Source organism: Streptomyces sp. NPDC006259 (assembly GCF_042870975.1).
GTDB lineage: Bacteria > Actinomycetota > Actinomycetes > Streptomycetales > Streptomycetaceae > Streptomyces.
On record NZ_JBIAHY010000003.1, the window covers coordinates 1149848 to 1161618 of the forward strand.

Sequence of the window (11771 nt, forward strand, 5' to 3'; positions counted from 1 at the left end):
ACACGACTCGGCAGTTCGGCTGTCGGCGGTCCGGCTCTCAACGTCCGGGCTCTCGCCGGTCCGGCTCTCGGCGGTCCAGCTTTCAACGTCCCGGCTCTCGGCGGTCCGGCTCTCAGCGGTTCAGCAGCCGGGTCCAGTCGTCCGGGACGCGGCCCGCGGGGCCGGGCGCGGGCTGGTCCAGCGGGTGGCCGGACGGCGCCGCCAGCTCCGGGCCGGACTCGTACAGCTCGTCGCCGTCGTAGTCCCAGAACCAGTCCTCGCCCGGCTCGAAGCTCTGCACCAGGGGATGACCCGTGGTCTTCCAGTGCGCGGTCGCGTGCTGGGCGGGGGAGGAGTCGCAGCAGCCGATGTGGCCGCACCGGGCGCACCGCCGCAGATGGAACCACCAGCCGCCGCTCGCGTCGCACTCGACACAGCCGGTGCCGCTGGGCGCAACGCTCGGGTCGATGGCGTGGGCGTCGGTCATACGGGCTCCTGGGCGGTGTCGGTGGCGGTCCCGGAGACGTTCTCCGGGGCGGTGTCGGCGTCGGCGTCGGTGTCCGGCGCGGTCTCCTGGGCGGTCAGCGGCAGCAGCACCTGGAAGCGGGTGTCGCCCGGCGCGGACTCGACCTGGAGACTGCCGTGGTGCTTGTTGACGACGATCCGCCAGGAGATGTCCAGGCCGAGACCGGTGCCCTCGCCGACCGGCTTGGTGGTGAAGAAGGGGTCGAAGATCCGGCTGCGGATGTCCGCCGGGATGCCGGGCCCGGTGTCGCGGAACTCCACCAGCAGCCGGTCGCCCTCACGCGCGGTCCGCACGGTCAGCGTGCCTTCCCCGCCGGCGCTGTCGATGGCGAACACCGCGTTGTCGACGAGGTTCGTCCACACCTGGTTCAGCTCCGCCGGGTAGGCGGGGACGTCCGGCAGGGAGCGGTCGTAGTCCTTGACGACCTCGATGCGCTGCCCGATCTTCCCGGACAGCATCAGCAGCGTGCTGTCGAGGAGTTCGTGCACGTCCACGACCCGGTAGGGGGCGCGGTCGAGCTGGGAGTACTGCTTGGCCGCGTCGACGAGATGGGAGATCCGGTTGGTGGAGTCGTCGATCTCGTCCATCAACAGTTCTGTCTCGACCGTGTAGTTGAGCCAGCCGATCGCGTTGGGCAGGATGTCGGCCTGCACGGCCGCCGCGACCTGCTCCAGCCAGTCCACGTCGAGCCCGGCCTGCACGAACGTCGGCGCGATCCGCCAGCCCTCCGGGACGCCGTGGTCGTCGAGCCAGTCGGCCAGCTCGTCCTCCCGGTCGGAGGCCTCCAGGGGACTCAGCACCGGTGCCTTGGCGACCCGTTCGGCGGTGCGCTCCTGGATCTCGATCAGTCCGGCGAGCACCTCGCGGGAGTAGGCACCCTGCGAGATGACGGCGAGCTTGTGGCGCATCTTCGCCACGCGTTCCCGCAGCGTCGCCGTGGCCCGTACGGCCGCGGCGGCGGGGTTGTTCAGCTCGTGCGTGAGTCCGGCCGACAAGGAGCCGAGCGCCAGCAGCCGTTCGCGCTGTCCGATGGCCCGCTGGGTGTTCTTCGAGCCGAAGAACAGGCCCTCCAGCAGATGCGCGGCCATCGGGAACCACTCCCGCATGATGCCGGAGAACGACTCCGCGGGCAGCACGAAGAAGCGGGTCGGCTCCGTCACCCGCATCGAGTTGTTGTAGACCTGCGGCACCCGGTCGCCGAGGTAGGCCTGCATCGCGCCCGCGTACACGCCGCGCTGCGAGGTGCGGCTGACCTCGACGTCGTCGCCGCCTACCCGGCGGTACAGCACCACCGTGCCCTCGATCATCACGTAGAAGCAGGTCGCCGGGGCGCCCTCGGTGTAGACCGGGCCGGGCTCGAAGCGCTCCACCCGCCCCTCGGCGCACAGCCGTCCGAGCTGCTCGGGGGAGAGCTTCTCGAACAGGAACAGCGTGCTGACCTCGGTCGGCTCGCAGGGCATCGGCCGCCCGCTCATGACTGCTCGAGATAACGGTGGACGAGCATGACGGCCATGGCTCCCTCTCCGACGGCGGACGCGACGCGCTTGGCGGACTCGGCGCGCGCGTCGCCCGCCACGAACACGCCGGGGATGTTGGTCTCCAGGTGGTACGGCGGCCGGTCCAGCTCCCATTCCGCCGGCGGCCGCCCGTCCGCCGCGAGGTCGGGCCCGGCCAGGATGAACCCGCGCTCGTCGCGCAGCACCGTGCCGTGCAGCCAGTCGGTCAGCGGGGCCGCGCCGATGAACACGAACATCCACTGCGCGTCGACGAGTTCGCTCGCCCCGGTCTCCACGTCCCGCAGCGTGAGCTGCTCCAGGTGCTCCTCGCCGTGCGCCGCCTCCACGACGGTCCGGGTGCGCACGGAGATGTTCGGCGCCTCCTCGATCTGCTGGATCAGGTAGTGCGACATCGACGCCCGCAGGGACTCCCCGCGCACCAGCAGCGTCACCGACTTGGCGCCCCGTGCCAGGTACATGGCCGCCTGGCCCGCGGAGTTGGCGCCGCCCACGATGTACACGTCCTGCCCCTGGCAGGAGGCGGCCTCGGTGAGCGCCGAACCGTAGTACACGCCGCAGCCGGTGAGGTCGGCGCAGCCCGGCGCCAGGAGTTGCCGGTACGACACACCGGTCGCCAGGATCACGCTGTGCGCGGCGACCGCCGACCCGTCGGAGAACCGCACGACGCGGGCGGCGCCGTTGACCTCCAGTCCCGTCACCTCGCGCGCGGCGAGGATCTCGGCGCCGAACTTGGCGGCCTGGCGGCGGGCCCGGTCGGTCAGCTGCGCGCCGGACACGCCGTCCGGGAAGCCCAGGTAGTTCTCGATGCGGGAACTCTGCCCGGCCTGGCCGCCGGTCGCCGACCGCTCCACCAGCACCGTCCGCAGCCCCTCCGAGGCGCCGTAGACGGCCGCGCCGAGCCCCGCCGGGCCGCCGCCGATCACCACGAGGTCGTAGAACTCCGACTCCGGGGTCGTCGCCAGACCGACGTGGGAGGCCAGTTCGGTGGCGTCCGGCTCCACGAGCGGGGTGCCCTCGGGGGTGATCACCAGTGGCAGCCGCTGCCCGTCGGCGCCGGCCGCGGCCAGCAGCCGCCGCCCCTCGGGCTCGTCGGAGGAGTACCAGCGGTAGGGCACCTGGTTGCGGGCGAGGAACTCCCGCACGTCCGAGGAGCGCGCCGACCAGCGGTGCCCGACGACCTTGGTGGCCGGCACGGGCCGGTGGTCGCTGGTGCGCCAGGCCGCCAGCAGGTCGTCCAGAACGGGGTAGAGCTTCTCCTCCGGCGGGTCCCACGGCTTGAGGAGGTAGTGGTCGAGGTCGACGACGTTGATCGCGTCGATCGCCGCGTTGGTGTCGGCGTACGCGGTCAGCAGCACGCGGCGCGCCCCCGGATAGACGTCCATGGCCTGTTCGAGGAACTCGATGCCGTTCATCTGCGGCATGCGGTAGTCGGCCAGGATCACGGCCACCAGGTCGCCCCGCAGCTTCAGCTCGCGCAGGGCGTCCAGCGCGGACTCACCGGACTCGGCGCGCACGATCCGGTACGCGGCGCCGTAGCGGCGCCGAAGATCGCGGGCGACGGCGCGGGAGACCCCCGGATCGTCGTCCACGGTCAGAATGACGGTCCGCGCGGTCTCGGCGGCCAGTGCCATACGTCTCCCACCCCGGGGGTCACAGGACGAACCGGAACGGCGGGCCCCGCGCCGGTTCCCACCCATCGTATGTTCGATCGCCGGCCCCCGCCCCGGGGAGCGGGCGGGCCGTGCGCTCCCGGTGCACGACGGTGCGCTGTCGGTGGACGCCCGACGGGCCTCAGGTCCCGCGGGCGGCCAGCACGCAGAACTCGTTGCCCTCGGGGTCCTCCAGGACCACCCACGGCACCTCGTCCTGCCCCACGTCGGCGTGGCGCGCCCCCAGCGACAGCAGACGGTCGACCTCCGCGCGCTGGTCCTCCGGCCGGAAGTCCAGGTGGAGACGGTTCTTGACCGTCTTCGCCTCCGGCACAGGCCCGAACAGCAGGCCCGGCAGCCGGTCCGGCGCCGGCCTGATCTCGAACTCGTCGGCCGCGTCGTTCACCACGACCCAGCCGAGGGCCTCGGCCCACCAGCGTCCCAGCGCGACCGGATCGGCCGCGTCGACGATCACCTGTTCCCACTCCAAGGTCATGACCGGAAGGCTAGTGGTGAAGACTGGACCCGACGAATCGATTGCGAAGCGGGGAGGCGGCAGGATGACGGGTCCGATCGCGGCAGGCGTCGACGGGACGGAAGAGAGCCTCGCGGCACTGGCCTGGGCGGCCAGGGAGGCCGTACGGCGGGACCTCGCGCTGCGGGTGGTGCACGTCTGGCGGTTCCGGTCCGACGCGGCGGCCGAGGTGGCCGACAGGGAGGCCCAGGAGGAATGGGTACGGGCCGCCGTCCGGGAGGCCGTCACCGATGTCTGCGGACGCCACCCCGGACTGCGGGTCACCGGCGACGTCCTGGAGGGCGACCCGGCGGAGACGCTGGTCGCCGTCGGGGCGGAGGCGGAACTGCTGGTGCTGGGCTCCCGCGGGCACGGCGCGGTCGTCGGGTTCCTGCTCGGCTCGGTGGGCCAGCAGGTGATCGCCGAGGCCCGGCGCCCCGTCGTGCTGGTGCGGGCCGGCGACGAGGCGAGCGCCGAGGTGGCCGGGCACGAGATCGTGGTCGGCCAGCACGGTTCGCCCGAGGACAGCGGGCCCGCGCTGCGGTTCGCCTTCGAGACGGCCGCCGCCCGCGGTGCCTCCGTGCGCGCCGTGCGGGCCTGGACGCTGCCCCCGGTGTTCTCCTACAGCCCCGCCTCGCTCAAGCTGCTCGACGACGCGGGCGGTCTGGAGCCGTACGAGAGGAAGGCGCTGGCCGAGGCCCTGGCGCCGTGGCGCGAGCGCTTCCCGGACGTGCCGGTGGTGGAGCACGTGGAGATCGGCAGCGCGGGACAGGTGCTGCTGTCGGTGTCCGGGCGGGCCCAGCTGGTGGTCGTGGGCCGGCGGGCCCGCCGTACCGCGGTCGGCGCCCGGATCGGCTCGGTGGCGCACGGCGTGCTGCACCACGCCGGCTGCCCGGTCACGGTGGTCCCTCACGAGTGATCCGGCCGGACGACCGGGTCGGGGCGCGGCCCGGTCGGGAGTGCGGTCGGCCGGTGTCCGGCCGGGCGTCCGGCCTAGCAGTCCCGGCCAAGCGGTCCCCGGTCGGGCGTCGGGCCAAGCGGTCCCGGCCGAGCGGTCCCCGGTCGGGCGTCGGGCCAAGCGGTCCCGGCCGGGCGGTGTCCGGCCGGGCGTCGCCCGGCTCACTCCGGTGTCGTCGGCTCCAGGGTCTCCCGCGCGCGGGGCAGGATCCTGGTGATGTAGTCCTGGACGGCCGTGTCGAGCCCGATGTCGTGCTGTGCGCGCTCCGACAGGTACCAGCGGTGTTCGAGCAGTTCGTGGTAGAGCTCCGCCGGGTCCATGGAGCCGCGCAGGTCGACCGGCACCGCCCGCACGGTCGGCCGGAACACGTCTCGCACCCAGCGGTGCGCCAGCACCTCGGGCCGGGCGGCGAGGGGGTCGCCCGGGGCGTAGTCGTCCTGGGTGGCCATCCAGCTCTCCAGGTCGTTGAGCAGCCGTCTGGCCTGGTTCTCCTCGGCGTCCAGACCGGTCAGCCGCAGCAACTGCCGCTGGTGGTGGCCCGCGTCGACGACCTTCGGCACGAAGGTGACCGTGTCGCCGTTGGAGGAGTGCTCGATCTGCATCTCCGCCACGTCGAAACCCAGGTCGTTGAGCCGGCGGATCCGGCGCTCGATGTAGTGGTACTTGCCCGCCGGGTAGACGGAGGTGCGGGTCAGCTCCTTCCACAGGCCCTGGTAGCGGGCGCAGATCTCCCTGCCGAACTCCACCGGGTCCACCGACGGGTGCAGGGCGCCCGAGGCCTCCAGATCGAGCAGTTCGCCGCTGATGTTCACGCGGGCCAGGTCGAGGTCGTAGTCCCGCTGCCCGGGGCTCAGCTGCGGATGCAGGTCACCGGTCTCCGCGTCGACGAGGTACGCGGCGTAGGCGCCCGCGTCCCGCCGGAACAGCGTGTTGGACAGCGAGCAGTCGCCCCACGCGAACCCCGCCAGGTGCAGGCGCACCAGCAGCACCGCCAGGGCGTCCATCAGCCGGTGCATGGTCGCCGGGCGCATCGTCGTCTCGAACATCGACCGGTACGGCATCGATCCGCCCAGGTGCCGGGTGACCAGCACCGACTCCAGCGGATCACCGGCCGTGTCGGCTCGCCCGGTGACCACGGCCAGCGGGTCGACGGCCGGGATGCCCAACCGGTCCAGGTCGCGCAGCAGCTCGTACTCGCGCAGCGCCGGGCGCTCGGCCAGTTCCTTGACGGCGATCACCTCCGCGCCGGCGCGGGCGTAGCGCACCACGTGCCGGGAGATGCCGCGCGGCAGCGGTACGAGGACGTCCTCGGGCCACTCCTCCAGCGGGATCTGCCAGGGCAGCTCCAGCAGGAGGGCCGGGTGCTCCGGGTTGGTGGCGCTGATCTGCAAAGCCATGGCCTGACCTTAGACGGCGCGTTCCCGGGCCCTCTGTGCGGCCTCCCGCACGGACCCCTGGTGCACGGGGCCGTGGCCGGGCAGCAGGGTGTCGGCGGCGAGGGACTCGATCACGTCCAGCGAGGCGAGCGCGCGGGCCCGCTCGTGGTGGAACATGCCGGGCAGCAACTGCGGCCCTCCGATCCGCGAGGTGGCGTGGCCGCTGACCAGCGCGTCACCGGAGACGAGTATCCCGGCCTCGGGGAGGTGGAAGACCGTGTGGCCGTCCGTGTGACCGGGGGTGTGCACGGGGACGGGCCGACCCGGCAGGTCCAGCGCGCCGGTGGCGGCCGGGAACGGCTCCGGCGCGGTGACCGGGTGCTGTTCGGTGCCGCCGGCGCGCAGCGCGTGCGCCATCCAGGGCAGCACGCCGGGCCGCCAGGCGTTGCGCAGGACCGTGCCGACGCTCACCTGCTGGAGGAAGTCCCTCCGGGCGTGCGGGACTTCGGCCGGATGCAGAAGAACCGGGATGCCGTACCCGGCGCGCAGGTGCTCGGCGGACCCCAGGTGGTCGTTGTGCGCGTGGGTGATGAGGACGGCGGTGACCGCCTCCGGTGAACGGGCGACCGCCGCGAGGGATGCGAGCAGCCCCGGCCGGTCCGCCGGATAGCCGGTGTCGATCAGGGTGACGGCGTCGCCCTCGGTGAGGATCACCCAGTTGGTGTTGTTGCCGTGCACCAGATAGGTGCCGTCCGCGACCTGTCGTACGTCTGCCCGCATGATCGTCCCGTGGGGTGAGGTCCGTGCTCGACGGGGACAGCAAAGCAGATCGGCGGCGTGCGCCGGACCCCGTGTGGGTGCTACCGCACGCCGTGCGGCCGGAATTGGACGCTGATGCGCGGCCCCGCGGCACGCGTCGACTTGGGGACGCAGTGCTCCCAGGTCCGCTGGCAGGAGCCGCCCATCACGATCAGATCGCCGTGACCGAGCGCCCGGCGCACGGTGTCGCCCCCGCGCACCGGACGCAGCAGCAGGTCGCGTGGCGCGCCCACGGAGAGGATGGCGACCATCGTGTCCTCGCGGGCGCCGCGGCCGATCCGGTCGCCGTGCCAGGCGACGCTGTCGCGGCCGTCGCGGTAGTAGCACAGGCCGGCGGTGGCGAAGGGCTCTCCCAGTTCGCCGGCGTAGTGCGCGCCGAGGGCCGCGCGGGCCTCGGCTAGTACGGGGTGCGGCAGCTCCCGGTCCTCGCCGTAGAACGCGAGCAGCCGGGGTACGTCGACCATCTGGTCGTACATCTGCCGGCGCTCGGCGTGCCACGGGACCTCGGCCGCCAGTTGTTCGAACAGCTGGTCGGCGCCGGTCAGCCAGCCCGGGAGCACGTCGATCCAGGCGCCGTGGCCGAGCGCGGTGCGGCGGGTCCCGGTGAGCGGGCCGAGGCGCAGCTCGTCGGTCTGGTCGAAGAGGGAGCCCTGGAGGTGCCTGGTCATGGATCCAGCGTACTCCTTAATCGAATGTGTGTTCCATGTGGATGTTCGCCTCCGGCCTCTCGCCCTTACAGCTCGTCGCGGTAGCGGGAGCCGTAGCCGGAGCCGAGCGGGAGCCGCCCCGCGACCCTTTCGATACAGCGATGCATCCGATACATTCGCGTATCGAACGGAGGTCGGCATGGCGGCGGAACAGACGGCGAGGCGTGTCACCCGGCGCCGGGTACGCACCCGGGCCAACCTCCTCGACGCCGCCTTCCAGGTGTTCGCCGCCAAGGGCTTCGGACGGGTCTCCATCGAGGAGGTCTGCGAGGCCGCCGGCTACAGCCGGGGCGCCTTCTACTCCAACTTCGCCAGCCTCGACGAGCTGTTCTTCGCGCTCTACCGGCAGCGCGCCGACCTCATCGCCCGTCAGGTCGCCGACGCCCTCGCCGGCGAGGGCCCCGGCCTCGACGTGCCCGCCTCCGTGGACCGCGTCACCGAGGTGCTGCTCCTCGACCACGACTGGCTGCTGGTGAAGACGGACTTCCTCGTGCACGCCGCCCGGTCCCCGGCCGTCGCCCAGTCCCTCCTCGAACACCGGGCGACACTGCGCGGCGCCATCGCCGAACGGCTCGGCCGCGACCGGGACCACACCCCACTGCCCGCCGCACTCGGCGACGCCGACGCCGCCGCTCGCGCGGTGGTCGCCGCCTACGACGGGGTCACCACCCAACTGCTGCTCGACAAGGACGTGGACAGTGCCCGCGCCTGGCTCAAGCAGCTCCTCACCGCGCTGCTGACCGAAGGCAGCCCGCACCCCCACAGCCACTCCGAAAGCCACCCCGAATGAGAAGGGCAACGGTCGCCATGGACGCGGACGTCATCGTCGTCGGAGCGGGCCTCGCCGGCCTGGTCGCGGCGCACGAACTCACCAGCAGGGGCCGGCGGGTCGCCCTGGTCGACCAGGAGAACGCCGCCAACCTCGGCGGCCAGGCCTTCTGGTCCTTCGGCGGGCTGTTCCTCGTCGACTCGCCCGAGCAGCGGCGCCTCGGCATCAAGGACTCCCTGGACCTCGCCTGGAGCGACTGGCAGGGCAGCGCGGGATTCGACCGCACCGACGACGAGGACTCCTGGGCGGTGCGCTGGGCGCGCGCCTACGTCGAGTTCGCGGCCGGGGAGAAGCGGACCTGGCTGGCCGGACACGGCATCTCCTTCGTGCCGACGGTCGGCTGGGCCGAGCGCGGCGATCTCCGCGCCGACGGACACGGCAACTCCGTGCCCCGCTTCCACGTCGCCTGGGGGACCGGCACGGGCGTCGTCGAACCGTTCGTGCGGTACGCCGAGCAGGCCTCGCGGGACGGGCTGCTCACCTTCCACCACCGTCACCGCGTCGACGAACTGGTCATCGAGGGCGGCGCCGCCCGGGGCGTGCGCGGCACGGTCCTCGCGCCCGACGACTCACCGCGCGGCGTCTCCTCCAACCGCGACCGCGTCGGCGACTTCGAACTGACCGCCCAGGCCGTCGTCGTCACCAGCGGCGGCATCGGCGCCAACCACGACATGGTCCGCCGCCACTGGCCCGAACGCCTCGGCACCCCGCCCGCCGAGATGGTCACCGGCGTCCCCGCCTACGTGGACGGCCGCATGCTCGACATCAGCGCCGAGGCCGGTGTCCGGCTCGTCAACCGCGACCGCATGTGGCACTACACCGAGGGCGTCCGGAACTGGGACGCCATCTGGCCCGGCCACGGCATCCGCATCCTGCCCGGCCCCTCCTCCATGTGGTTCGACGCCCTGGGCCGCCGCCTGCCCGACCCCTGCCTGCCGGGCTACGACACCCTCGGCACCCTCCGGCACCTGCGCACCACCGAGGACATCGCCGGACACGACCACTCCTGGTTCGTCCTCACGCGCAAGATCGTCGAGAAGGAGTTCGCCCTGTCGGGCTCCGAGCAGAATCCCGACATCACCGCCAAGGACCGCAAGGCCGTCCTGCGCGACCGCCTCCTCGGCAAGGGGGCGCCCGCCCCGGTGCGGGCCTTCCTCGACCACGGAGCGGACTTCGTCGTCGCCGACACCCTGGACCGGCTGGTCGAGAAGATGAACGGCCTGACGGACAAGGCCCTCCTCGACGCCGACGGCCTCCGCCGCCAGATCCGCGCCCGCGACCTCCAGCTGGCCAACCCCTACAGCAAGGACGCCCAGGTGCAGGGCATCCGCAACGCCCGCCGCTACATCGGCGACCGCCTCGGCCGCGTCGCCACCCCGCACCGCATCCTCGACCCCGACGCCGGACCCCTCATCGCCGTCAAGCTGCACGTCCTCACCCGCAAGACGCTCGGCGGCATCCAGACCGACCTGGACTCACGCGCCCTGGGCGCCGACGGCAGCCCCGTCGAGGGTCTCTACGCGGCCGGCGAGGTCGCCGGTTTCGGCGGCGGGGGCGTCCACGGCTACAACGCACTGGAGGGCACCTTCCTGGGCGGCTGCCTCTTCTCGGGACGCGCGGCGGGACGGGCGGCGGCACGCCAGACGAGCTGACGGGCCGGAACGGCCCGGCCCTCGACGGGGTCGGCCTTCCGGCGAGGCGGCGGGCCGACCACGTCCTGCCCGGTGGTCGACCCGGCCGTGGGACGAGCGCGCTGCGCGGACCTCGACGGGGCCGCCCCCCCCCAAGGAGGCGGCGGTGGGCTTCTCGGCCGGTGGTCGCTCCGGCCGTGAGCCGAGCGCGGGGCGCGGGACGCGGGGCGCCGACGGAGGGCCGGCCTGCGAGCGGCGGCGGGACGAGTGCCGCCGGTGGCCGGTCCGGCCGTGGGCCGAGCGCGGGCGCGGCCACCGACGGGGCCGGGCCGACCCTTGACGGAGTCGGCGTGTGGTCTCCCGGCCGGTGGCCGGTCCGGCCGTCGGCGGACCACAGGGCGCGGCCGCCGCGGAGTGCGTGCCGCAACAAGCTGCCGGCAGCGAGCCCGAGCAGTCCGCACCTCTTTCCGGCCGACCGGACGGCCTCGTCCTTGCCGAACAGTCGGCAGGCGGTGCGCCGACTGGGCAGTCCCCACGGTCGGGGCGGTCCGGGTGTGGGTACGGATGGCGGTCGCCTCTCGGCGAAAGGCTCCACAGGGCGCCTCAGCCGAGCAGTCGGCAGGCGGTGCGCCGACCGGACGGCCCCGCCCTCAGCCGAGCAGTCGGCGGGCTCTGGGCCGACTGGGCAGTCCGGGCCCTCAGCCGAGCGCTCCTCACGTCCTGAGCCGACCGGACGGCCCCGCCCTCAGCCGAGTAATCCACACACCCCGCCCCGCGCCGACCGGACGGCCTCGGCCTCGGCCGAGGAGTCCCCACGCCCCGTGCCGCCGGGCAGTTCCGCCCTCAACCGAGCAGGCGGGCCAGGACGGTCGCGTGGCTGTGTTCCGGTTCCTTCACGGCCGTGAGCAGGGTCACCGGTCCCGCCTGCGCCAACTGGCGCACCCGGTCGAGGAGTTCCTCCGCCTCGGGCTCGGCCAGCTCGGCCTCGTAACGCCGCGCGAACTCCTCGTACGAGCCCTCGCCCCCGTGGTACCAGCGGCGCAACTCGTTCGACGGGGTGAGTCCCTTGGGCCACTCGTCGACCCGTGCCGCGTCCTTCGCCAGACCGCGCGGCCACAGCCGGTCGACGAGGACGCGGACGCCGTCCTCCGGCTCGGGCGGTTCGTACACACGGCGTACGCGGACACTCATCGGCGGCCTCTCCACGTGCGGGCGGTGATGCCGAGGGTAAGCACGGGCCGCCCGCCCGCGCCCCACGGCTTGACC

The 11771-nt window shown here is 73.3% G+C and carries 11 protein-coding genes; 3 read left to right on the top strand and 8 right to left on the bottom strand.

Annotation, left to right across the window (positions count from 1 at the left end):
* Positions 1-112: 112 nt before the first annotated feature.
* From ACFYO5_RS16345 to ACFYO5_RS16360, 4 genes are all read right to left on the bottom strand, one after another.
* Positions 113-466: a UBP-type zinc finger domain-containing protein gene (locus ACFYO5_RS16345; protein WP_356567064.1), complete on the bottom strand. Its 354-nt coding sequence runs from the start codon at positions 464-466 to the stop codon at positions 113-115.
* Positions 463-1980, bottom strand: a complete 1518-nt coding sequence (locus ACFYO5_RS16350) for an ATP-binding protein (RefSeq protein ID WP_356567062.1) — start codon at positions 1978-1980, stop codon at positions 463-465. Before ACFYO5_RS16350 ends, ACFYO5_RS16345 begins: the two co-directional genes overlap by 4 nt.
* On the bottom strand, positions 1977-3653 hold the full coding sequence (locus ACFYO5_RS16355; protein WP_356567060.1) for an FAD-dependent oxidoreductase: 1677 nt from the start codon (positions 3651-3653) through the stop codon (positions 1977-1979). The genes ACFYO5_RS16350 and ACFYO5_RS16355 overlap by 4 nt, the downstream gene beginning before the upstream one ends.
* Before the next feature lie 160 nt (positions 3654-3813).
* Positions 3814-4167, bottom strand: coding sequence for a VOC family protein (locus ACFYO5_RS16360; RefSeq protein WP_388709104.1), 354 nt, complete (start codon positions 4165-4167; stop codon positions 3814-3816).
* Between the two features lie 64 nt (positions 4168-4231).
* Between ACFYO5_RS16360 and ACFYO5_RS16365 the strand changes: the two genes are divergently transcribed.
* Positions 4232-5104: a universal stress protein gene (locus ACFYO5_RS16365; RefSeq protein WP_388709106.1), complete on the top strand. Its 873-nt coding sequence runs from the start codon at positions 4232-4234 to the stop codon at positions 5102-5104.
* 200 nt (positions 5105-5304) lie between these two features.
* Here the strand turns inward: ACFYO5_RS16365 and ACFYO5_RS16370 are convergent, their stop codons facing one another.
* From ACFYO5_RS16370 to ACFYO5_RS16380, 3 genes are all read right to left on the bottom strand, one after another.
* A complete protein-coding gene (locus ACFYO5_RS16370; protein ID WP_388709108.1) occupies positions 5305-6540 on the bottom strand; it encodes a DUF4032 domain-containing protein in 1236 nt (411 codons plus the stop codon).
* A gap of 9 nt (positions 6541-6549) precedes the next feature.
* Positions 6550-7299, bottom strand: coding sequence for an MBL fold metallo-hydrolase (locus ACFYO5_RS16375; protein ID WP_388709110.1), 750 nt, complete (start codon positions 7297-7299; stop codon positions 6550-6552).
* Between the two features lie 80 nt (positions 7300-7379).
* Positions 7380-8006, bottom strand: coding sequence for an alpha-ketoglutarate-dependent dioxygenase AlkB (locus ACFYO5_RS16380; protein WP_388709112.1), 627 nt, complete (start codon positions 8004-8006; stop codon positions 7380-7382).
* A 178-nt stretch (positions 8007-8184) separates the two neighbouring features.
* On the opposite strand from ACFYO5_RS16380, the gene ACFYO5_RS16385 reads away from it, so the two are divergent.
* Together ACFYO5_RS16385 and ACFYO5_RS16390 are read left to right on the top strand one after the other, a co-directional pair.
* On the top strand, positions 8185-8835 hold the full coding sequence (locus ACFYO5_RS16385; protein WP_388709114.1) for a TetR/AcrR family transcriptional regulator: 651 nt from the start codon (positions 8185-8187) through the stop codon (positions 8833-8835).
* A 17-nt stretch (positions 8836-8852) separates the two neighbouring features.
* Positions 8853-10526: an FAD-binding dehydrogenase gene (locus ACFYO5_RS16390; RefSeq protein ID WP_356567211.1), complete on the top strand. Its 1674-nt coding sequence runs from the start codon at positions 8853-8855 to the stop codon at positions 10524-10526.
* Between the two features lie 822 nt (positions 10527-11348).
* Here the strand turns inward: ACFYO5_RS16390 and ACFYO5_RS16395 are convergent.
* Entirely contained in the window at positions 11349-11696 is a 348-nt protein-coding gene (locus tag ACFYO5_RS16395; RefSeq protein WP_388709116.1) for a DUF488 domain-containing protein, read from the bottom strand.
* Positions 11697-11771 lie beyond the last annotated feature (75 nt).

What these genes read in the sequence shown, in the direction of transcription:
- ACFYO5_RS16345 (WP_356567064.1), bottom strand. Translation starts at nt 466, where the DNA reads ATGACCGACGCCCACGCCATCGACCCGAGCGTTGCGCCCAGCGGCACC.
- ACFYO5_RS16350 (WP_356567062.1), bottom strand. Translation starts at nt 1,980, where the DNA reads ATGAGCGGGCGGCCGATGCCCTGCGAGCCGACCGAGGTCAGCACGCTG.
- ACFYO5_RS16355 (WP_356567060.1), bottom strand. Translation starts at nt 3,653, where the DNA reads ATGGCACTGGCCGCCGAGACCGCGCGGACCGTCATTCTGACCGTGGAC.
- ACFYO5_RS16360 (WP_388709104.1), bottom strand. Translation starts at nt 4,167, where the DNA reads ATGACCTTGGAGTGGGAACAGGTGATCGTCGACGCGGCCGATCCGGTC.
- ACFYO5_RS16365 (WP_388709106.1), top strand. Translation starts at nt 4,232, where the DNA reads ATGACGGGTCCGATCGCGGCAGGCGTCGACGGGACGGAAGAGAGCCTC.
- ACFYO5_RS16370 (WP_388709108.1), bottom strand. Translation starts at nt 6,540, where the DNA reads ATGGCTTTGCAGATCAGCGCCACCAACCCGGAGCACCCGGCCCTCCTG.
- ACFYO5_RS16375 (WP_388709110.1), bottom strand. Translation starts at nt 7,299, where the DNA reads ATGCGGGCAGACGTACGACAGGTCGCGGACGGCACCTATCTGGTGCAC.
- ACFYO5_RS16380 (WP_388709112.1), bottom strand. Translation starts at nt 8,006, where the DNA reads ATGACCAGGCACCTCCAGGGCTCCCTCTTCGACCAGACCGACGAGCTG.
- ACFYO5_RS16385 (WP_388709114.1), top strand. Translation starts at nt 8,185, where the DNA reads ATGGCGGCGGAACAGACGGCGAGGCGTGTCACCCGGCGCCGGGTACGC.
- ACFYO5_RS16390 (WP_356567211.1), top strand. Translation starts at nt 8,853, where the DNA reads ATGGACGCGGACGTCATCGTCGTCGGAGCGGGCCTCGCCGGCCTGGTC.
- ACFYO5_RS16395 (WP_388709116.1), bottom strand. Translation starts at nt 11,696, where the DNA reads ATGAGTGTCCGCGTACGCCGTGTGTACGAACCGCCCGAGCCGGAGGAC.